The sequence below is a fragment of the Bacteroides sp. NSJ-48 genome, assembly GCF_014287405.1.
In the GTDB taxonomy this organism is placed as follows: Bacteria; Bacteroidota; Bacteroidia; order Bacteroidales; family Bacteroidaceae; genus Bacteroides; species Bacteroides stercoris.
The window spans coordinates 24,579-43,988 of the sequence record NZ_JACOOD010000025.1 but is presented as its reverse complement, the minus strand read 5'-3'; the positions used below and the strand labels follow the sequence as shown (position 1 = coordinate 43,988).

Here is a 19,410-nt window from a genome sequence, read left to right as displayed (position 1 = left end):
GTTGAATAATAAAAATTAAAACGGAATATTTATGAATTTGATGACAGTATTTTTCCTGCAAGCTCCTGCTGCAGGCCCGGACGGAAGCATGATGTGGATTATGTTGATAGCTATGTTCGCTATTATGTATTTCTTTATGATTCGCCCGCAAAATAAGAAGCAAAAAGAAATTGCGAATTTCCGCAAATCTCTTCAAGTGAACCAAAAGGTGATTACTGCCGGTGGCATTCATGGTATTATCAAGGAAATTAACGATAATGATGTGGTTCTTGAAATTGCTTCCAACGTTAAAATCCATATTGACAAGAATTCCATTTTTGCCGCTGCTGCTGATGCAAACAGTAGTCAGGCTTCTAAATAAGCAGATGTGAGCTTATGTTTGATCGTAGGAACATAAGACGTATTTATTTGAATATAACCGGAAAAACAAAGGACTTTCTGCTCAGTGATAAGAGCAGAGAGTTCTTTGTTTTTTTATTTTTCTTCTTTATAGCCGGTGGTTTCTGGTTGTTGCAGACACTGAACAACGATTATGAAGCGGAATTTTCTATTCCGGTCCGTTTGCGTGGAGTGCCTAATAATACGATGATTACTTCAGAGCCGGTTTCCGAACTGCATATAAAGGTAAAGGATAAAGGTACTGTTTTGCTTAATTATATGTTGGGAAAGAGCTTCTATCCGGTTTCGCTCGATTTTTCCGATTATAAAGCTGTTGATAATCATGTACGTATTTATGCTTCTCAGTTTGAGAAAAAAGTGCTGAGTCAGTTGAATGTTTCCACCCGCTTGCTTTCTATGAAGCCAGATACCTTGGAATACATTTATGCAACGGGAATGTCCAAATTGGTACCTGTCAGATTATCGGGGACAGTGGGTGCCGGCCGTCAATATTATTTGTCGGATACGATTTTTAAACCGGACTCGGTTTTGGCTTATGCACCGGAAGGGGTATTGGATACGATAACCGCTGCTTATACCCAGCCTGTCAAACAGGAGAATGTCTCCGATACATTGCGGCAACAGGTGTCTTTGCTTGCGCGACGAGGTGTGAAGTTTGTTCCTGCCTCTATCGAGATGATACTTCCTGTGGACATTTATACGGAAAAGACGGTGGAAGTGCCGTTGCACGGCGTAAACTTTCCGGCTGATAAAGTATTGCGTGCTTTTCCTTCTAAGGTTCAAGTAACTTTCCAGGTGGGGCTTAGCCGTTTCCGTGAGATAACTGCAGATGATTTTCATATCAATGTTTCTTATGAGGAACTGCTGCGTTTGGGGTCGGACAAGTATACGGTAAAATTGCGGAATATTCCCGACGGGGTGAAACAAGTGCGTTTTAATCCGGAGCAGGTCGATTTTCTTATAGAACAAATATCTCCTTCATTATGACTGTCAAGATAGGTATAACCGGTGGTATCGGCAGTGGAAAAAGTGTTGTGTCCCGACTGTTGGAGGTGATGGGAATCCCGGTCTATATTTCTGATGGGGAAACCAAACAGCTTATGATGACAGACTCTTGTATTCGCAGTGAGTTGACTGCCTTGTTGGGTGAGGAGGTGTATGCCGGTGGAGTATTGAATAAGTCTCTGCTTGCATCTTATCTTTTCGGTAATCCCGAGCATGCCGGGCAGATAAATGGCATTGTTCATCCGCGTGTAAAAGAGGATTTCAGGCAGTGGGTTTGTCAGCGTGCGGCATGCCGGATGGCAGGAATCGAGTCTGCTATTCTGATAGAGGCTGGATTTGCAGATGAGGTTGATGTAGTTGTTATGGTTTACGCTCCCGAGGAGATACGGGTACAGCGTGCCATGAAGCGGGATGCTTCCTCACGTGAACTGATAGAAAAGCGCATTCGTAGTCAGATGGGCGATGAAGAAAAACGGAAACTGGCAGATTTTGTGATAGTGAATGATGACGAAACACCGTTAATTCCGCAGGTTTTGGGCTTAATCACTTTTCTGTCTCAAAATAATACCTATCTTTGCCCACCGAAAAAATGAACTACTAATTACAAAAACTGAATATATTATGTTGAAGACTATTTTGTCTATTTCCGGTAAGCCGGGATTGTATAAACTCATCTCTCAGGGAAAGAATATGTTGATTGTGGAGTCACTTGTTGACAAGAAACGTTTTCCTGCTTATGGTAATGAAAAGATTATCTCTTTAGGAGATATTGCCATGTATACAGATACAGAAGAAGTACCTTTGAAAGATGTACTTCTCTCAATGAAGAAAAAGGAAAACGGTGCAGCCGTGGCATTGGATGTAAAAAAGGCTTCTGTGAAAGAGCTCCAAGCTTATTTGGCGGAGGTGTTGCCTAATTTTGACCGCGACCGCGTATATGTGTCTGATATTAAAAAACTGATTTCCTGGTATAATTTGCTGGTGGCAAGCGGTATAACGGACTTTGAGGCGACAGAGACACCTGAAACTGCTACAGAGGAAGTAAAGGAAAAAGTTGTGGAATAATTGTATTCCGTTTTGGAATTAAAAAACGAAGGTGTATGAGAAACTGTTCCCCATACACCTTCGTTTTTTTAGTTTGATTTTCAATTCCTGAATACCAGTCCGCTCTGTGTTGTATCCGCATCTATTGTAATCGGTTTGTTGCGGTCAACTTCCTGTGATAACAGCTTCTTGGACAAATCGTTCAGCAAGTAATGCTGGATAGCACGTTTCACTGGGCGGGCACCAAACTCCGGATCATATCCTGCATTGGCCAGGAAATCTATGGCGGCATCGGTCAATACCAGTTCCACGCCGTTTCCGGATAACATCTTTTGTACGCTCTTGATTTGAAGTACAACAATCTGTTTGATTTCTTTTTCAGTCAGCGGCAAGAACATGATTGTCTCGTCGATACGATTCAGAAATTCCGGGCGGATTGTCTTTTTCAGCATATTCATAACTTCCTTCTTGGTTTCCTCTACAATCTCTTCCTTGTTGGAACCGTTCAGTTTCTCCATTTGGCTTTGAATGTATCCGCTACCCATATTGGAAGTCATGATGATAATGGTATTCTTGAAGTTTACGGTACGTCCCTTATTATCCGTCAAACGTCCGTCATCCAATACTTGCAATAGTATGTTGAATACATCCGGATGTGCTTTCTCTATTTCATCGAACAGTACGACGGAGTAAGGTTTGCGGCGTACAGCTTCCGTCAACTGACCGCCTTCATCATATCCCACATATCCCGGAGGAGCTCCTACCAGACGGGAAACGCTATGTTTCTCCTGATATTCGCTCATATCGATACGCGTCATCATCGTTTCATCATCAAACAGGAATTCGGCAAGCGCCTTGGCAAGTTCCGTTTTACCTACACCGGTAGTACCGAGAAAGAGGAATGAGCCGATAGGACGCTTGGGATCTTGCAGTCCCGCGCGGCTGCGGCGTACAGCATCGGCTACAGCTTCGATGGCTTCATTCTGTCCGATAACACGCTGATGCAGTTCATCTTCCAGATGCAATAGTTTCTCCTTTTCGCTTTGCAGCATTTTGCTTACCGGTATGCCTGTCCATCGGGATACTACATCTGCGATATCCTCGGCGTCAACTTCTTCCTTAATCATTGCTTTATCGCCCTGCATTTCGTGCAGCTTTTGCTGGGTCTCTTCAATTTCCTGATTCAGTGCTTGAAGTTTGCCATAACGTATTTCGGCTACCTTTCCATAATCACCTTCACGTTCCGCTTTATCGGCTTCAAACTTCAGGTTTTCTATTTCAACTTTATTCTGCTGAATTTTGTTGACCAGTGTCTTTTCGTTTTGCCATTTTGCTTTATACGACTTCTCCTGTTCTTTTAGTTCGGCAAGTTCCTTGCCGATTTGCTCCAGTTTGAGACGGTCATTTTCGCGCTTGATGGCTTCGCGTTCAATTTCCAGTTGTTTGATTTTACGGGAAATCTCATCCAACTCTTCCGGTACAGAATCTACTTCCATACGGAGTTTGGCGGCAGCTTCATCCATCAGGTCAATGGCTTTATCCGGCAGGAAGCGGTCGGTGATATAACGGTTGCTCAATTCTACGGCAGCAATGATGGCATCGTCTTTAATCCGTACATGGTGATGGTTTTCATAACGTTCTTTCAAGCCACGAAGGATGGAAATGGTGCTTAACGTGTCCGGTTCGTTTACCATAACGATTTGGAAACGGCGTTCCAAAGCCTTGTCTTTCTCAAAGTATTTTTGATACTCGTCCAAGGTGGTAGCACCGATGCTTCTCAGCTCACCGCGTGCCAGAGCAGGTTTCAGAATATTGGCGGCATCCATTGCTCCCTCGCCTTTACCGGCGCCTACCAATGTGTGGATTTCGTCGATGAACAGAATGATGTCTCCTTCCGATTTCTTCACTTCATTGACGACGGCTTTCAGACGTTCTTCGAATTCGCCCTTATATTTGGCTCCTGCAACCAATGCACCCATATCCAGTGAATAAACTTGTTTGTTTTTCAGATTCTCAGGTACATCACCCCGCAATATACGGTGGGCAAGTCCTTCTACAATGGCTGTTTTACCTGTACCCGGCTCACCTATCAATATAGGATTGTTCTTGGTACGGCGGCTTAGGATTTGCAGAACTCGGCGGATTTCTTCATCACGTCCGATAACGGGGTCCAGTTTGCCGCTTCGGGCTGCCTCGTTCAGATTGATGGCATACTTTTCCAATGACTGATAAGTGTCCTCGCTGGATTGCGAAGTAACCTTTTCGCCTTTCCGTAATTCATTGATTGCATTGCGCAAGTCTTTCTCCGTCATTCCGGCATCTTTCAGGATGGTGGAAGCGGTACTTTTTACAGTGAGCAAAGCGAGCAACATCGGTTCCAGTGAAACGAACTCATCGCCCATTTCTTTGGAATATTGGGTTGCCTTCTGAAAAATTTCATTAGTCTCACGACTCAGGTAGGGTTCTCCACCCGATACTTTGGGCAGGGAGTCAATCTGCTTATCAAGTACGAGTGCGATTTGCTGCCCGTTCATGCCTAACTTCTGGAAGATGAAATTGGTAACGTTTTCGCCCACTTTCATCACGCTTTGAAGCAAGTGTACAGGTTCGATGGCTTGCTGCCCCCGTGCTTGCGTCAAGTTCACGGCTTCTTGTACGGCTTCTTGAGCTTTGATAGTAAATTGGTTAAAGTTCATATTTAGTTCTCCTTTCTATTTTTATCAGTTTCATAACACTTTAAAAGGCGCAAAAGATTTGCCAGCAGCAAAAATGAGACAAAATTTCAGTTAATAGAAGAAAATGAATGTCAAATTGGCTGATTTGCGACAAATGCCTTTTATCTACAAAACTTTTTGTATCTTTACTCCCTCAATAAATAAATGAGTAATATGGAAAATACCCAAATAAAACTTTCCGAAACGGTAATGGTGATTGATGTTGCCTACCTGAATTTTGTTATAAACGATTTGAGGAAGTATTTTGAACCGTTGCTGGGACGTTCTTTACAAACAGTGGATCTGGCGCTTTTTACCATGTATCTGGCTATGGATGCCGGATTGAAAGGGAGTGACAATGATGTGCAGGTACTTCTCGTATATGATAAGCAGTCCGGAAAGCTGGAGCACTGCCTGCCATCCGATTTGAAGAACGAATTGGATGGAGTAGCGTTTAAGGCTTCTTTGGGTGAGTTCAGTTTTATGGCTGTGCCTTCAGAGGGTTTTGTGTCTCGTGGAGACTTGTATCTTGATTTGTTGCAGATAGTATTGAATGCCGCCGAAGTGAAGAAGCTGATTGTTGTTCCTTTTAATGAGGAGTATGGTAAAGAGGTTGAGAACGTTTTGAGGGAATGCGCATTGGAAAATGCCGGACATAAAGAAGAGGCAAAAGACATTGTTTATTTCCGTATGGAGGAGCCTGCCGCTCCGGCTGTATGCCGTTGGGAGATGCTGGGGTATCCGCTGATGTCAGTGTTAGGTATCAGGAGTGAAGATTTGCAGAATAATTAATCAATTTAATTCATTGTGCTGTGAGCGATTTTCGTTTAAAGGTATTCCGGTCTGTTGCGAAGAATCTGAGTTTTACGAAGGCTTCGCAAGAATTGTTTGTCAGCCAGCCTGCTATTACCAAACATATACAAGAGTTGGAAGCTGCTTATCAGACACGTTTGTTCGACCGGCAGGGTAGCAGAATTTCGTTGACGGAGTCGGGCAATTTGCTCTTGGAACATTGCGAGCGGATTTTGGAAGACTATAAACGGTTAGAGTACGAAATGCACTTGTTGCATAATGAATATACAGGCGGTTTGAAGCTGGGGGCCAGCACTACCATTGCCCAATATGTGTTACCTCCTTTGCTTGCCAGCTTTATCGGTAAGTTCCCACAAGTCAGCCTGTCATTGTTGAATGGTAATTCCAGAGAGATAGAGGCCGCTTTGCAGGAACATCGCATTGATTTGGGCTTTGTCGAAGGAGTATTCAGGTTGCCTAATATTAGATATACTACTTTTTTGGAAGATGAGCTGGTGGCAGTGGTGCGTACAGGCAGTAAATTGGCTGTGGGAGAGGAGATAACTCCTGATGAATTGTTCCATTTGCCTTTGGTGCTTCGCGAAAGAGGTTCGGGGACATTGGATGTTTTTGAGCGTGCCTTGCAGCAACATAATATAAAGTTATCCTCTTTACAGGTTTTGATGTATTTGGGAAGCACGGAAAGTATCAAATTGTTTTTGGAACATACCGATTGTCTGGGCATTGTTTCCGTTCGTTCCATTACGCGCGAGTTGTATTCTGGACAGTTGCGTGTCGTTGAGATTAAGGGAATGCCTATGTTACGCGATTTTAGTTTTGCACAGCCTCAGGGGCAAGAAAGCGGTTTGGCGCAAGTATTCATGCAATTTGCCATGCACAATAACCATAAGTTATAGCACATAAGCAGAAACAATTGGCATGATTGAGAAAAGAAGCCTACCTTTGCGGTCGAAAACAAATTAATAAAAATAAAAAAGTATGGCTTCAACTCGAACATTGGCGAAAAGTATCAATATGTCTTTTCTGCAAAACAACAACAAAATTATTTACGTTTCACTTCTTGTCATTCTTTCTTTTTTCTTGTTTCTTGATTATATTCCGGGAATGCACGCTTATTCCGCATGGGTTACCCCTCCGGTAGCTTTATTTCTTGGTCTGTCGTTTGCTTTGTTATGCGGACAGGCACATCCTAAGTTTAATAAGAAAATATCCAAATATCTGTTGCAGTATTCTGTGGTGGGTCTGGGTTTCGGTATGAATTTGCAGGCTTCGCTTGCTTCCGGTAAGGAAGGTATGGAGTTTACGGTTATCTCTGTGGTAGGTACATTACTTATCGGCTGGGTTATCGGTCGTAAGTTTCTGAAAGTAGATCGTGACACTTCTTATCTGATCAGCTCCGGTACGGCTATTTGCGGTGGTAGCGCTATCGCGGCGGTAGGTCCTGTGTTGAAGGCAAAAGACAGTGAAATGTCTGTGGCTTTGGGTACGATTTTTATTTTGAATGCGATTGCATTGTTCATATTTCCTGTAATAGGTCATGCCTTGAATATGAGCCAGCATGAGTTCGGTACATGGGCTGCCATTGCCATTCATGACACCAGTTCGGTAGTTGGTGCGGGTGCTGCCTATGGTGAGGAGGCGTTGCGGGTAGCTACTACTATCAAGCTGACCCGTGCGCTTTGGATTATTCCGTTGGCAATTGCTACTTCATTTATTTTCAAAAGTAAAGGGCAGAAAATCAGTATACCCTGGTTTATCTTCTTCTTTGTTTTGGCAATGATTGTCAATACCTATGTCTTGAATCTTTCCGAGACAGGGGCTTTAATCGGTGCGGGAATCAACAGTATTGCCCGTAAGGCATTGACAATAACATTGTTCTTTATAGGAGCTTCCCTTTCCCGTGATGTCCTGAAAGCAGTAGGTATCAAACCGCTTGTACAGGGTATTCTGCTTTGGGTAGTTATCAGTGTCAGTACACTGGCTTATATTTATTGGTCTTGATATAAGGCTGCAACGGCTTGAGGATTCAGTATGGTATATTCTTTCTGCATTCTCTGTACATTTTCGTCAGTTGCATATACAAATACACATCTTGCTATTGCCGGGATGTGTATTTCTTTTATACACCCTTCCCAGCATCGCCGAACCGAAACCAATGGGACGTAGGTAATAAAACCTTGCTGTTCCAGTTTCTTTTTGGTATTCAGTTCGGTGTGCGGGTTGGTCAACACGATAAACCATGAATGTGGTTTACCTAAGTGATGGATGATATGTTGAAAAGTCATAGTTAGTTGTCTTTTGTTACTATAAAATTGAAAGTGTGGAAAAATTGCGGTTTATTACCGACTGTCATTGGAAAAACGATGGTGACTGAAGTTCTTCCGCTTTTCCTGAGTTTCTTTTTGTGATATATTTTGTTCACACCGTTTTCCGTTATTAAGTTGGTTGCTGTAATTGTGCGGTTTATTTCCCGATTGTGTTTAATGGTTTCCAAAGGAGCTTCTTCACTTGTAAAAGGGTAGAGGCTGACACCTGATGCCCTTCCGTTAACAATGAAACCGGCTTGTTTCCAGTTTAGCCGTACGGTTTCATCGGTGTTGTTTTTGATGATAACTTTCCATGCATTGCTGCTCGGAATGAATTGATAGAAAATGCCCTCTTTACTATATTCCAATTTACCTTGATGGTTTTCATATGATTTGAATGAAATGCGGCAGTTTTCATTGTCGATGTATTGTGCATGTGATAAGGTGGGAAACAGGAATGGCAATAAAACAATGAGATGGGGTATCCGTTTGTATTTTCGGCTGTCAAAGTAAGTCTGCATAAGGATGGCTGATATACAGACCGGGATTGTAATGAGAATGCAACTACTCAATGTCATGGCATTATATGTATTATCTTTTTATTTATATGAATACGCGGCAAAAATATCATAAATTAATTGATAAAACAAATAAATTATGGATTAAAACGAACTTATATACAGACAAATTATTATTCAAGTAGTTTTAGTGTGGCTAATTAATTCGTATCTTCATTGAAATGGAAAAGAGTAATATATATATTGGCGAGGTTATCAGGAATGTTATGGCTGATAACCAGATTACTAAGGCTGAACTTGCAAGAAGATTGGGTGTTAGACCTCAAAGTGTCGATTATATGTTGACACGGAAAAGTATTGATACGGATACGTTATACAACGTTTCAAGAGCATTGAACTATGACTTTGCTATGCTATACTCTTTACATGAAGGACAGACAAATTGTGATATACAAGAATCCTCATATAATGTCGCTACCGCTAAGGTGTTGGTGGAGTTGGAATTAAAACCGGAGGATTTGGCAAAATTGAACTTGAAAAAGAGGATCTCTGATGTGTTGAAATGATTCGTAGGTATATTTATAAATTTGTTTTTAGAAAGAATTTATTGGCTTTGATATAAAGCTGTAACGGTTTGCAGAGATAAGGCGGTATATTCCTTTTGCATCTCTTGCATTTCTTCCTTGGTTGCATATACAAATACACATCTTGCTATTGTCGGGATGTGTATTTCTTTTATACATCCGGCCCAACTGCGCCGAACTGAAATCATTGGAACATAAGTGATAAACCCTTGTTGTTCCAGTTTCTTTTGGATATTGAGTTCGGCGTGTGGGGCGGTCAGTACAATACACCACAAATGCGGTTCATGCAAGTGGTTGATAATATATTGGAAAGTCATAGTTAGTTAGCTGTTACAATAAAATTGAATATATGGAAAAACTGCGGTTTATTGCCGATACCGATTGGCAAAGCAATGTTGACGGACGTCCGTCCGTTTCTCTTCAGATTGCGTTTACTATATATTTTATTAACCTTTTTCCCTTTTATTAAGTTGGATGCAGTAACGGTTCGGGTTATTTCAGATTTTTCTTTGATAACATCCGTAGGGGGATTATCGGATGTAAAAGGATATAAACAGATTCCGGAAGCTTTTCCATTAATGATAAAACTGGCTTTTTCCCAATTTATCCGTGCATTCTTGTTCGTATTATTTTTGATGGTTATTTTCCACGCATTGCTTTCCGGTGTAAAACGGTAAATTATCCCGTCTTGGGCATATTCCAATTTTCCCGCTTGGTTTGCATGCGATGAAAATGAGATTTTGCATTGCGTTTTGTCCATATATTGTGCATACGACAATACCGGATAAAAAAGAAGTATCAGGAGTATGAAATGATTCTTGCGTTTATATTCCCAATAATTGAAATATAGCCATAGAATGACAGCCAGTAGACATACCGGTATCGCAATAAGAATGTACGTTATTAATGCCATACACTATTTATGATTTTTTGTTTGTTGCGTGGCAAAAATATTATAAAATAATTGATAAAACAACAATATTGTAAAAATAAATATATAAATTACTGTTAATGTGAAGTGTATAAGATAATTGATTGCAGACGATTGGTTATAGATTATACGTTTCCGGCTTTTATACTACATATCTTTGTAAATGTGTGATTTCTGCTGATTTCTGAACATTTTCTTCTTTGTTCTATATTTCGTGTATTTTTGTATTTGTAAAAGAGGTGATAGTCACCTGTCAATATACGGATAGCGTATGAAACTAGTAACATAAACACCTCACCTTAGCTCTTCAAATTGCAGGAGTTTGCTCCCTAAACCTTAGGACTTTAGTATGTTATGCTGTGGCATTTCAGTTGTTAAGGTGTGGTGTTTGGGGTGTTAAGGTGGGGGCTTTTGATAACAAAAAATGTTTTGTAAGATGAATAGTTTCATTTTATGGATTTTTCCGATGATGGTATCTTATTTTATGAGGATATTATTTTTTTGAATGAGGATAGATAACAAGAAGAACGAATATGAACCATTTGTCATTAATTGCTTGATATTGTGAATATCTGCTTTCGGAATAGTTATATGGTGTCTCTTCTCATATATGTAAAACAAATTTGGATTTTAAGACAAAAGAACAACCAGGAAGTGTCTAAAGCATATTATAAACAAACCAGTTCTTTGTGTCTTAAAACCCAAACTTTTAACCTTTCAGTTAAGGATTATTTCTCTTTTTTCAATTCCTCGAAAATGAGTCCTTCCAGTTCCTCCGCCAGTTCCGGGTTATCGAGAATAACCTGTTTGGCGGCATCGCGTCCTTGTGCGATTTTAGTATCATTGTAACTGAACCAGGAACCACTTTTCTTGATGATGCCCAGTTCCGCACCCAAATCGATGATTTCTCCAGCACGTGAGATGCCTTCACCGAACATGATGTCGAATTCTGCACGACGGAAAGGAGGAGCTACCTTGTTCTTTACAACTTTCACTTTGGTCTGCTTGCCGATAACCTCCTCGCCATTCTTGATAGCTTGGCCACCACGGATGTCAAGACGTACGGAAGCATAGAACTTCAATGCGTTACCGCCGGTGGTCGTTTCAGGATTACCGAACATTACGCCGATTTTTTCACGGAGCTGGTTGATGAAGATACAAGTTGTACGGGTTTTGCTAACGGCAGATGTCAGCTTACGCAGAGCCTGTGACATAAGACGTGCCTGCAAACCGACCTTGTTGTCGCCCATATCGCCTTCGATTTCGGCTTTCGGTGTCAGAGCGGCTACGGAGTCTACTACGATGATGTCAATAGCGGAAGAACGAATTAGTTGCTCTGCAATTTCCAATGCCTGCTCACCGTTGTCCGGTTGTGAAATCAAGAGGTTATCCACATCTACACCCAATTTGGCTGCATAGAAGCGGTCGAAAGCGTGTTCCGCATCGATGAATGCTGCGATGCCGCCTGCCTTTTGTGCTTCGGCGATGGCATGGATTGCCAGCGTGGTCTTACCGGAAGATTCCGGACCGTAGATTTCAATGATACGTCCGCGGGGGTAACCGCCTACACCCAATGCTACGTTCAGTCCGATGGAACCGGTAGGGATTACTTCTACTTGTTCGACGCTTTCGTCGCCCATTTTCATGATAGAACCCTTGCCGAAACTTTTTTCTATCTTATCCATGGCAGCTTGCAGCGCCTTTAGTTTTTCGCTGCCTGCCATGTTATTTCCGTTTTCAAAATTAAGTTCGTCTTTCTTTGCCATTATTTTAGTGATTAATGATTAGTGTTTAGTGATTAATTATCAATCACTGTTACAGGATTTGTGCAGCGTGGTCTTTAGTCTTTACTTCCTTAGGGGTGATGATACGCTCAATCACTCCTTCCTCATTGATGATGAAGGTGGTGCGGAAAGTACCCATATATTTACGTCCGTACATGCTCTTTTCACCCCATACGCCGAATTGCTCCACCAGCTTTTTGTCTGTGTCTGCAATCAGGGTAAAGGGCAGGTTGTTCTTTTCGATGAATTTCTGGTGCGACTTCTCGTTGTCTACACTGACTCCGATAACTTCGTAGCCGGCCTTACGCAGGTCGGTATAGTTGTCGCGCAGGTTGCAGGCTTGTGCCGTACAACCTGAAGTTGAGTCTTTGGGATAAAAATAGAGCACTATTTTCTTTCCTTTATAATCGCTCAGACGAATTTCTTCGCCTTTTTCATTGATACCCAGTATTTCGGGCGCTTTATCTCCGATATTCACGTAATTCAGTGTTTAGGGGTTGATGATTGGTAATAAATGATTAATCGCTAATTTAAACTTCCAAGTTTCCGTCGATTACTTCATGCCAAGGCAGTCCTTGCTTGTTAAGCTGTTCCATGAACGGGTCGGGATCGAACTCCTCTACGTTCCATACACCCGGTCTCTTCCACAGACCTTTGAGGAACATCATGGCGCCAATCATGGCAGGAACACCGGTTGTGTAGCTCACGCCCTGCATGCCTGTTTCCTTGTAAGCTTCTTGGTGGCTGCAATTGTTATATATATAATAGGTGTGTTCTTTACCGTCTTTCAAGCCGCGGATACGGCAACCGATAGAGGTTTCGCCTTCGTAATTCTCGCCCAAATCCTGCGGGTTGGGGAGTACGGCTTTCAGGAATTGCAGCGGAACGATTTTCATGCCGTTGTATTCTACCTCATCAATGCGGGCCATGCCGATGTTTTGGATAACACGCAGGTGGGTCAGGTACTCTTGTCCGAATGTCATCCAGAAACGTGCACGTTTGATTGTGGGGAAATTTTTCACCAGAGACTCCAGTTCTTCGTGATAAAGAAGGTAAGAGTCGCGCGGACCGATATTGGGGTAGGTGAGTGCTTTGTGGATTTCCAACGGTTTGGTGGTTACCCATTCGCCGTTTTCGTAATAACGTCCGTTTTGGGTAATTTCGCGGATGTTGATTTCCGGGTTGAAGTTGGTTGCAAATGCTTTGTGATGATTTCCTGCATTGCAGTCCACAATGTCCAGGTATTGGATTTCGTCAAAATGATGCTTGGCTGCATAGGCGGTATATATGCCGCTTACACCCGGGTCGAAACCACAGCCGAGGATAGCTGTCAGTCCGGCATCTTCAAAGCGCTTTTTGTATGCCCATTGCCAGCTGTATTCGAAGTGAGCTACGTCTTTCGGTTCGTAATTGGCTGTATCCAGATAATTTACCCCGCTTTTCAGACAGGCTTCCATGATAGTAAGGTCCTGATAGGGGAGAGCTACGTTTATGACGATTTCGGGTTTGAAACTGTTGAAGAGCGCCACCAGTTCGTCTACATTGTCTGCATCTACCTGAGCGGTTTTGATGTTAGGGTTGCCGATTGCTTTTACAACAGCGTCGCATTTGGATTTGGTGCGGCTGGCAATCATGATTTCTGTAAACACATCCGGATTTTGAGCTACTTTGTGCGCAACAACGGTACCTACACCGCCTGCACCGATAATAAGAACTTTACCCATTTTTCTACTTACAAAAGTTTTAAATATGATTATTTTTTTCAATGAGCAAATATAAGGCTTAATTCTCAGATAAACATTAAAATCCTGCTAAATACTTTGACCAAGTATTGCTATTTCTAAACAAAAGGTTTGCTTTTGGATTATTTTGTATATATTTGTGGTGATAAAATTAACTTAAACAAAAAGTAACAATGAAGAAAGTATTTGTTTCCCTTTGTATGGCGGCTACTGTGGCAGGGCTGTCATCTTGCGCTTCGACTAAAAATGCCGCAACGCTCTCTTCCTTGAGTGGTGAGTGGAATATTATTGAAATAAACGGCAGTGCGGTTGTACCTGCTCCGAATCAGGAATTTCCTTTTATCGGTTTTGATACAAAGACCGGACAGGTATATGGCAACAGTGGCTGTAACCGTCTGATGGGTTCGTTCGATGTGAACGCCAAACCCGGACAGATAGACCTTGGCGCATTGGGAAGTACCCGTATGATGTGTCCGGATATGACAGTGGAGAAAAACGTGCTGGCTGCTTTAGGACAGGTAAAGAAGTATAAGCAACTGGGCAAGGAGAATATGGCATTATGCGCTTCTTCCAATCGTCCTGTCATTGTGTTGCAGAAAAAAGAAGCTTCTGCTAAGTTGGCCGATTTGAACGGCAAATGGATGATTAGCGAGGCCGGTGGAGAGACCATCCCGTCGGGAATGGAAAAGCAGCCGTTCATCGAGTTCAATATTGCAGAAAAAACTCTGCATGGTACTGCCGGATGTAATATCATTAACGGTTCATTTAATGTGGATGATGCAAATCCGGTAGCCATATCTTTCCCGCAGGTTATCAGTACCATGATGGCATGTCCCGATATGGAAGTGGAGAGCCGTGTGTTGAAAGCATTGAATTCCGTTCAGTCTTTCGGTAAGCTGGCAGGCGGCGGTATGGGCTTTTATGATGCGGACAACAATCTGGTAATGGTATTGGTGAAGAAATAACGGACATCGGTCATTATTCAGCATAAGATTACACGGATTTCACAGATTTATTTTATTCTTTTTCTGTGAAATCCGTGTAATTTTTGTTTGATAAAGAAACAAACAGCGGGCGTTTTGTTATTTTGACACATCCTCTTTTTCCCTCAGTCCGGCACGTATGCGGCTTAATGATTGCGGAGTGATATACAGGTATGAGGCCAAGTATTTCAGCGGTACATCCTGCAATAGTTCCGGATTCTCTTCCATTAATGTCAGATAACGCTCTTTGGCGGTGGGTGGTGTCCCATAAGCCAGTGTCGAAGCATCCACTGACAAAATTTCACGTTCAAAAATCTTTCTGCCGAAGTTTGCCATTTCGATAGAGTGTGCAAACAGAGCCTCTAATTTGGCTTTGCTGATGCAATAGGCTGTACTGTCGTTTACAGACTCGATATTGACCTGAGAAGGTTTGTCGTCCACATACCCCCATGAAGAAAATGCGGCATCGCCGGGAGTGGCAAACCATAAGGAATTTTCTGTTCCGTCTGCCAGGTAGTATGCCCGCCATATACCTTTCTTTATAAGGTAGAAATTAGAATTCCGTTCTCCCTTCTCTATTATAAGCTCTCCTTTGGAAAAGGATATTTCTTCCATATGAGACAACAGCTCAAACAGGCTTTTTTCGGGTAATTTATACTTCTTGCAGAATTTCTTTAGCATGATTTCCATGTTGCAAAGATATTGAATTTTCCTTGCCATTTCTTTTCCTGCCCATATAAATAATGAGTATGAAAAGAGTGGTCAATAATTCTGCCAGCGGGGTAGCCAGCCAAATTCCCGGTTTACCCAACAGTAGCGGAAGTCCGTAAAAGCAAAGTGTCAATAAAATAAATCCGCGCAGCAGCGTGATGACAGTGGCGTACTTGGCGCGTTCCACGCTCTGAAAATAACCGATAGAAACTATGTTGATTGCAAAAAACACGAAACCGGATGCATATAAAGGCAAGCCTTGCACTGCTATATCATAGGCGGGATAACTCCGGTCTATGAACATGGCAACAATCTCCTGGCTGCAAAATATTGTAACCAAGGCAAAGCATATCCCGCAGCCAACGGCTGTCTTTAAGGCAAGCAGATATGTCTTGCGTACGCGCAACGTTTCGTTAAGCCCATAGTTGAAACTGATAATAGGCTGTGCAGACTGCGCAATGGCATTGTATACCATAAATATGATAGGAAAGAAGTAGCAGGCGATGCTGAAGGCCGCCACACCGTCTTCTTTCAGATAATGGATGAATACAAGATTGCCTACAAACATCATGCAGGCAATAGCCACTTCACACAGGAAGGCAGATGAGCCCAGCCGGCACATATACCCCACATTGCGCTTCATCAGCTTCATGCTATTACGGCTGAACTTCACCGGATAGAAACGCAGCGCACAGTTGCGCCGTGAAAGATAGATGATAATCATTAACGCTCCTACCGTTGTTCCTATGGCACTTGCGAAGGCCGCACCGAACATTCCCCAGCCGAAAGGGAAGATAAACAGATAATCGAGTATGATGTTCAGAACGGAGGCAACTATATTGCAGAACATGGCGAAGTTGGGCGAACCGTCCAGTCGCAGGAAAAACATGCCCGAATTAAGCAGGGCCGTAAAAGCGGAAAAAGGTACAAACCAGCACATATATTCTACAGCCAAAGGTCTGAGCCGTTCCGAACTGCCTAACAGATGTACGACTTGCGGTGCAAACAGGCAAAATAGGGTAGAAGTGCACATCAGCAGCAGGGAGGATACCACTATGGATTGCGTAATGTTGATACGTGCCGTTTTGGGTTTATTGTGTGACAAGTGGATGGAAGCGACCACAGATGCTCCTACGCCGAACATCAGGCCGATGCCGGTGGAGAACAACCATAGCGGTGCCACGATATTGACGGCGGCAAGGGCATCGCTGCCTATACCTTTTCCCACAAAGATACCGTCGGTAATGACGAACAATGCGGAAAATATCATTCCCAGTACGGTTGGGAGCAGTAATTTGCGGAATAATGCCGCAATGTCCATGTGCTTGAAGTCAATACTGTCTCTCATCTTTTCCATAATCTTTAGTCTTCTATGTTTTATTGTAATCTGTTTCTTTGTTTAAGAGGTTTGGCGGCTAATGCTTATTCGTTCCGCCATGAGGAAGTTTTTGTTCCACCACGGAGAAACTTTTGTTCCATCACGGGATACATTTTGTTCCACCATGGTGGAACGGATAAATATTGGCAATGCTCCTTTTTAGAAAGTGTTTTGGTTTTATATCAGCTTTCTTTAGAGAAAATCTGATAAAGTCTGAAACAAGAGAACCAACATACTTTCTTGAATCCCTCAAACAATATCTTTTCTTTTTCGGGGGCAAAAGTAGGATTTTTGAGTGGGATAGAAATTAACAAATGGTAATTTCCGACAGAAAAAATATATTTAACTCTGCCAAACTGACAGACAAACTGTCACATTCATAAATCTGCCGCCGCCTTGAACAATTTGGCACGGCGTTTGTCTTTTTATTGGCGTCTGCCAACGAGGCGGACACCGAAACTGAATAATAACAAATAAAAAAATAACGATCATGGGAAAAATTATTGGTATTGACTTAGGAACAACAAACTCTTGTGTTTCTGTATTCGAAGGAAACGAACCTGTAGTAATTGCAAACAGTGAAGGTAAGCGTACAACTCCTTCAGTAGTGGCATTTGTAGACGGCGGCGAACGTAAGATCGGTGATCCTGCAAAGCGTCAGGCAATCACAAACCCTACAAGAACCGTGTTCTCTATCAAACGTTTCATGGGTGAGAACTGGGATCAGGTTCAGAAAGAAACCGCTCGCGTACCTTATAAAGTGGTAAAAGGTGACAACAATACTCCGCGTGTGGATATTGACGGACGTCTCTATACTCCGCAGGAAATTTCTGCAATGATTCTGCAGAAAATGAAAAAGACCGCTGAAGATTATCTGGGACAAGAAGTAACGGAAGCCGTAATCACCGTTCCGGCTTATTTCTCCGACTCTCAGCGTCAGGCTACGAAGGAAGCCGGTCAGATTGCCGGTCTGGAAGTAAAGCGTATCGTGAACGAACCGACTGCCGCAGCTTTGGCCTATGGTATCGACAAGGCGCATAAGGATATGAAAGTTGCCGTGTTTGACCTTGGTGGCGGTACATTCGATATTTCTATCCTCGAATTCGGTGGCGGTGTGTTCGAAGTATTGTCAACCAACGGTGATACTCACTTGGGTGGTGACGACTTCGACCAGGTTATCATCGACTGGCTGGTTCAAGAGTTCAAGAACGATGAAGGCGCCGACCTGACTCAGGATCCGATGGCTATGCAACGTTTGAAGGAAGCTGCCGAAAAAGCTAAGATTGAATTGTCTTCTTCTACGAGCACGGAAATCAACTTGCCGTACATTATGCCGGTAGGCGGTGTGCCCAAGCACTTGGTTAAGACGCTGACCCGTGCCAAATTCGAAGCTTTGGCCCACAACTTGATTCAGGCTTGTCTTGAACCGTGTAAGAAAGCTATGAGCGATGCCGGTTTGGGCAACTCCGATATAGATGAGGTTATCCTTGTAGGTGGTTCTTCACGTATACCGGCTGTACAGAAACTGGTTGAGGATTTCTTCGGTAAAGTGCCTTCTAAAGGTGTAAATCCCGATGAGGTAGTAGCTGTAGGTGCTGCAGTACAAGGTGCCGTATTGACGGACGAAATCAAGGGTGTTGTACTGTTGGATGTTACTCCGCTGTCTATGGGTATCGAAACCATGGGTGGTGTAATGACCAAGCTGATTGACGCCAATACGACTATTCCTTGCAAGAAGAGCGAAACATTCTCTACTGCCGCCGATAACCAGACGGAAGTTACTATCCACGTATTGCAGGGTGAACGTCCGATGGCTGCACAGAACAAGTCAATCGGTCAGTTTAACCTGACAGGTATCGCTCCGGCACGTCGTGGTATTCCTCAGATTGAGGTGACATTCGATATCGATGCCAACGGTATCTTGAAAGTATCTGCCAAAGATAAGGCTACCGGCAAGGAACAGGCTATCCGTATCGAGGCTTCCAGCGGTTTGAGCAAGGAAGAAATCGAAAAGATGAAAGCCGAAGCCGAAGCAAATGCCGAAGCCGATAAGAAAGAACGTGAGAAAGTTGACAAGCTGAACCAAGCCGACTCAATGATTTTCACTACTGAAAATCAGTTGAAGGAACTGGGCGATAAGCTGCCTGCCGACAAGAAAGCTCCGATTGAAGCTGCCTTGCAGAAACTAAAAGATGCTCACAAAGCACAGGATTTAGCTGCTGTTGACTCTGCGATGGCTGAACTGAATACCGCTTTCCAAGCTGCAAGCGCTGAGATGTATGCCCAGAGCGGTGCTCAAGGTGGTGCACAGGCCGGTCCTGATATGAATGCAGGACAGCAAGGCGGTGCTCAGGATAATGGCAAGCATGGAGATAATGTACAGGATGCTGACTTTGAGGAAGTGAAATGATTCCGATAAGTAAACAAATAACAAACAATAAGCAAAAGCGTGCAGCTCAACGAGTTGCACGCTTTTTGCGTTTGTAGGGTTCATGGTT

Annotated in this window: 20 protein-coding genes; 10 read left to right on the top strand and 10 right to left on the bottom strand. The window is 42.9% G+C overall.

What is annotated here, in order from left to right; genetic code table 11:
- Nucleotides 1-31 precede the first annotated feature (31 nt).
- From yajC to H8S52_RS12395, 4 genes are read left to right on the top strand one after another with little or no spacing between them, the layout of a single operon-like run.
- A complete protein-coding gene (gene yajC, locus H8S52_RS12410; RefSeq protein WP_005652032.1) occupies nucleotides 32-361 on the top strand; it encodes a preprotein translocase subunit YajC in 330 nt (109 codons plus the stop codon).
- A 14-nt stretch (nucleotides 362-375) separates the two neighbouring features.
- Nucleotides 376-1,386: a CdaR family protein gene (locus H8S52_RS12405; protein ID WP_005652030.1), complete on the top strand. Its 1,011-nt coding sequence runs from the start codon at nucleotides 376-378 to the stop codon at nucleotides 1,384-1,386.
- Nucleotides 1,383-1,997: a dephospho-CoA kinase gene (coaE, locus tag H8S52_RS12400; protein ID WP_060385825.1), complete on the top strand. Its 615-nt coding sequence runs from the start codon at nucleotides 1,383-1,385 to the stop codon at nucleotides 1,995-1,997. The genes H8S52_RS12405 and coaE overlap by 4 nt, the downstream gene beginning before the upstream one ends.
- 28 nt (nucleotides 1,998-2,025) lie before the next feature.
- Nucleotides 2,026-2,469, top strand: coding sequence for a DUF5606 domain-containing protein (locus H8S52_RS12395; RefSeq protein ID WP_117906895.1), 444 nt, complete (start codon nucleotides 2,026-2,028; stop codon nucleotides 2,467-2,469).
- Between the two features lie 80 nt (nucleotides 2,470-2,549).
- On the opposite strand, the gene clpB is transcribed toward H8S52_RS12395, so the two are convergent.
- Nucleotides 2,550-5,144 carry an ATP-dependent chaperone ClpB gene (gene clpB, locus H8S52_RS12390; protein ID WP_118939828.1) on the bottom strand — a complete coding sequence of 865 codons (2,595 nt, stop codon included), beginning with the start codon at nucleotides 5,142-5,144 and terminating at the stop codon, nucleotides 2,550-2,552.
- Nucleotides 5,145-5,336: 192 nt separating this feature from the next.
- Here clpB and H8S52_RS12385 point away from each other — a divergent pair, with 192 nt between their 5' ends.
- The 3 genes from H8S52_RS12385 (at nucleotide 5,337) to H8S52_RS12375 (ending at nucleotide 7,976) form a co-directional block, all read left to right on the top strand.
- A complete protein-coding gene (locus H8S52_RS12385) occupies nucleotides 5,337-5,954 on the top strand; it encodes a DUF6621 family protein (protein WP_022103569.1) in 618 nt (205 codons plus the stop codon).
- A 20-nt stretch (nucleotides 5,955-5,974) separates the two neighbouring features.
- Entirely contained in the window at nucleotides 5,975-6,871 is an 897-nt protein-coding gene (locus tag H8S52_RS12380; protein ID WP_005652020.1) for a LysR family transcriptional regulator, read from the top strand.
- A gap of 82 nt (nucleotides 6,872-6,953) precedes the next feature.
- Nucleotides 6,954-7,976: a YeiH family protein gene (locus H8S52_RS12375; protein ID WP_117899426.1), complete on the top strand. Its 1,023-nt coding sequence runs from the start codon at nucleotides 6,954-6,956 to the stop codon at nucleotides 7,974-7,976.
- On the opposite strand, the gene H8S52_RS12370 is transcribed toward H8S52_RS12375, so the two are convergent.
- Both H8S52_RS12370 and H8S52_RS12365 read right to left on the bottom strand, forming a co-directional pair.
- The gene (locus H8S52_RS12370) at nucleotides 7,964-8,260 is read right to left on the bottom strand and encodes a transcription termination/antitermination NusG family protein (RefSeq protein WP_118939831.1); all 297 of its coding nucleotides are present in this window, start codon (nucleotides 8,258-8,260) and stop codon (nucleotides 7,964-7,966) included. The genes H8S52_RS12375 and H8S52_RS12370 overlap by 13 nt on opposite strands.
- Before the next feature lie 2 nt (nucleotides 8,261-8,262).
- Nucleotides 8,263-8,859 (bottom strand): hypothetical protein, encoded by a 597-nt coding sequence (locus H8S52_RS12365; protein WP_186909927.1) that lies wholly within the window; start codon nucleotides 8,857-8,859, stop codon nucleotides 8,263-8,265.
- A 161-nt stretch (nucleotides 8,860-9,020) separates the two neighbouring features.
- On the opposite strand from H8S52_RS12365, the gene H8S52_RS12360 reads away from it, so the two are divergent.
- Nucleotides 9,021-9,365 carry a helix-turn-helix transcriptional regulator gene (locus tag H8S52_RS12360; protein ID WP_186909926.1) on the top strand — a complete coding sequence of 115 codons (345 nt, stop codon included), beginning with the start codon at nucleotides 9,021-9,023 and terminating at the stop codon, nucleotides 9,363-9,365.
- Nucleotides 9,366-9,403: 38 nt separating this feature from the next.
- Here the strand turns inward: H8S52_RS12360 and H8S52_RS12355 are convergent, their stop codons facing one another.
- From H8S52_RS12355 to H8S52_RS12335, 5 genes are all read right to left on the bottom strand, one after another.
- On the bottom strand, nucleotides 9,404-9,700 hold the full coding sequence (locus tag H8S52_RS12355) for a transcription termination/antitermination NusG family protein (protein ID WP_118086748.1): 297 nt from the start codon (nucleotides 9,698-9,700) through the stop codon (nucleotides 9,404-9,406).
- A 2-nt stretch (nucleotides 9,701-9,702) separates the two neighbouring features.
- Nucleotides 9,703-10,296, bottom strand: coding sequence for a hypothetical protein (locus tag H8S52_RS19975; protein WP_255470054.1), 594 nt, complete (start codon nucleotides 10,294-10,296; stop codon nucleotides 9,703-9,705).
- A gap of 746 nt (nucleotides 10,297-11,042) precedes the next feature.
- Nucleotides 11,043-12,080 carry a recombinase RecA gene (gene recA / locus H8S52_RS12345; RefSeq protein ID WP_005652006.1) on the bottom strand — a complete coding sequence of 346 codons (1,038 nt, stop codon included), beginning with the start codon at nucleotides 12,078-12,080 and terminating at the stop codon, nucleotides 11,043-11,045.
- A gap of 49 nt (nucleotides 12,081-12,129) precedes the next feature.
- Nucleotides 12,130-12,576: a thioredoxin-dependent thiol peroxidase gene (bcp, locus tag H8S52_RS12340; protein WP_005652005.1), complete on the bottom strand. Its 447-nt coding sequence runs from the start codon at nucleotides 12,574-12,576 to the stop codon at nucleotides 12,130-12,132.
- Nucleotides 12,577-12,628: 52 nt separating this feature from the next.
- Entirely contained in the window at nucleotides 12,629-13,822 is a 1,194-nt protein-coding gene (locus tag H8S52_RS12335) for a saccharopine dehydrogenase family protein (RefSeq protein ID WP_005652003.1), read from the bottom strand.
- Between the two features lie 191 nt (nucleotides 13,823-14,013).
- Here H8S52_RS12335 and H8S52_RS12330 point away from each other — a divergent pair, with 191 nt between their 5' ends.
- On the top strand, nucleotides 14,014-14,805 hold the full coding sequence (locus H8S52_RS12330; protein WP_117985990.1) for an META domain-containing protein: 792 nt from the start codon (nucleotides 14,014-14,016) through the stop codon (nucleotides 14,803-14,805).
- 117 nt (nucleotides 14,806-14,922) lie between these two features.
- Here the strand turns inward: H8S52_RS12330 and H8S52_RS12325 are convergent, their stop codons facing one another.
- Nucleotides 14,923-15,513 carry a Crp/Fnr family transcriptional regulator gene (locus tag H8S52_RS12325; RefSeq protein ID WP_022104217.1) on the bottom strand — a complete coding sequence of 197 codons (591 nt, stop codon included), beginning with the start codon at nucleotides 15,511-15,513 and terminating at the stop codon, nucleotides 14,923-14,925.
- Nucleotides 15,476-16,891 carry an MATE family efflux transporter gene (locus H8S52_RS12320; protein ID WP_186909924.1) on the bottom strand — a complete coding sequence of 472 codons (1,416 nt, stop codon included), beginning with the start codon at nucleotides 16,889-16,891 and terminating at the stop codon, nucleotides 15,476-15,478. Before H8S52_RS12320 ends, H8S52_RS12325 begins: the two co-directional genes overlap by 38 nt.
- A gap of 511 nt (nucleotides 16,892-17,402) precedes the next feature.
- Between H8S52_RS12320 and dnaK the strand changes: the two genes are divergently transcribed.
- Nucleotides 17,403-19,322: a molecular chaperone DnaK gene (dnaK, locus tag H8S52_RS12315; RefSeq protein ID WP_022104219.1), complete on the top strand. Its 1,920-nt coding sequence runs from the start codon at nucleotides 17,403-17,405 to the stop codon at nucleotides 19,320-19,322.
- Nucleotides 19,323-19,410 lie beyond the last annotated feature (88 nt).

Coding starts and splice junctions, on each gene's coding strand:
- yajC (WP_005652032.1), top strand. CDS start 32: ATGAATTTGATGACAGTATTTTTCCTGCAAGCTCCTGCTGCAGGCCCG.
- H8S52_RS12405 (WP_005652030.1), top strand. CDS start 376: ATGTTTGATCGTAGGAACATAAGACGTATTTATTTGAATATAACCGGA.
- coaE (WP_060385825.1), top strand. CDS start 1,383: ATGACTGTCAAGATAGGTATAACCGGTGGTATCGGCAGTGGAAAAAGT.
- H8S52_RS12395 (WP_117906895.1), top strand. CDS start 2,026: ATGTTGAAGACTATTTTGTCTATTTCCGGTAAGCCGGGATTGTATAAA.
- clpB (WP_118939828.1), bottom strand. CDS start 5,144: ATGAACTTTAACCAATTTACTATCAAAGCTCAAGAAGCCGTACAAGAA.
- H8S52_RS12385 (WP_022103569.1), top strand. CDS start 5,337: ATGGAAAATACCCAAATAAAACTTTCCGAAACGGTAATGGTGATTGAT.
- H8S52_RS12375 (WP_117899426.1), top strand. CDS start 6,954: ATGGCTTCAACTCGAACATTGGCGAAAAGTATCAATATGTCTTTTCTG.
- H8S52_RS12370 (WP_118939831.1), bottom strand. CDS start 8,260: ATGACTTTTCAACATATCATCCATCACTTAGGTAAACCACATTCATGG.
- H8S52_RS12365 (WP_186909927.1), bottom strand. CDS start 8,859: ATGACATTGAGTAGTTGCATTCTCATTACAATCCCGGTCTGTATATCA.
- H8S52_RS12360 (WP_186909926.1), top strand. CDS start 9,021: ATGGAAAAGAGTAATATATATATTGGCGAGGTTATCAGGAATGTTATG.
- H8S52_RS12355 (WP_118086748.1), bottom strand. CDS start 9,700: ATGACTTTCCAATATATTATCAACCACTTGCATGAACCGCATTTGTGG.
- H8S52_RS19975 (WP_255470054.1), bottom strand. CDS start 10,296: ATGGCATTAATAACGTACATTCTTATTGCGATACCGGTATGTCTACTG.
- recA (WP_005652006.1), bottom strand. CDS start 12,080: ATGGCAAAGAAAGACGAACTTAATTTTGAAAACGGAAATAACATGGCA.
- H8S52_RS12335 (WP_005652003.1), bottom strand. CDS start 13,822: ATGGGTAAAGTTCTTATTATCGGTGCAGGCGGTGTAGGTACCGTTGTT.
- H8S52_RS12330 (WP_117985990.1), top strand. CDS start 14,014: ATGAAGAAAGTATTTGTTTCCCTTTGTATGGCGGCTACTGTGGCAGGG.
- H8S52_RS12325 (WP_022104217.1), bottom strand. CDS start 15,513: ATGGAAATCATGCTAAAGAAATTCTGCAAGAAGTATAAATTACCCGAA.
- H8S52_RS12320 (WP_186909924.1), bottom strand. CDS start 16,891: ATGGAAAAGATGAGAGACAGTATTGACTTCAAGCACATGGACATTGCG.
- dnaK (WP_022104219.1), top strand. CDS start 17,403: ATGGGAAAAATTATTGGTATTGACTTAGGAACAACAAACTCTTGTGTT.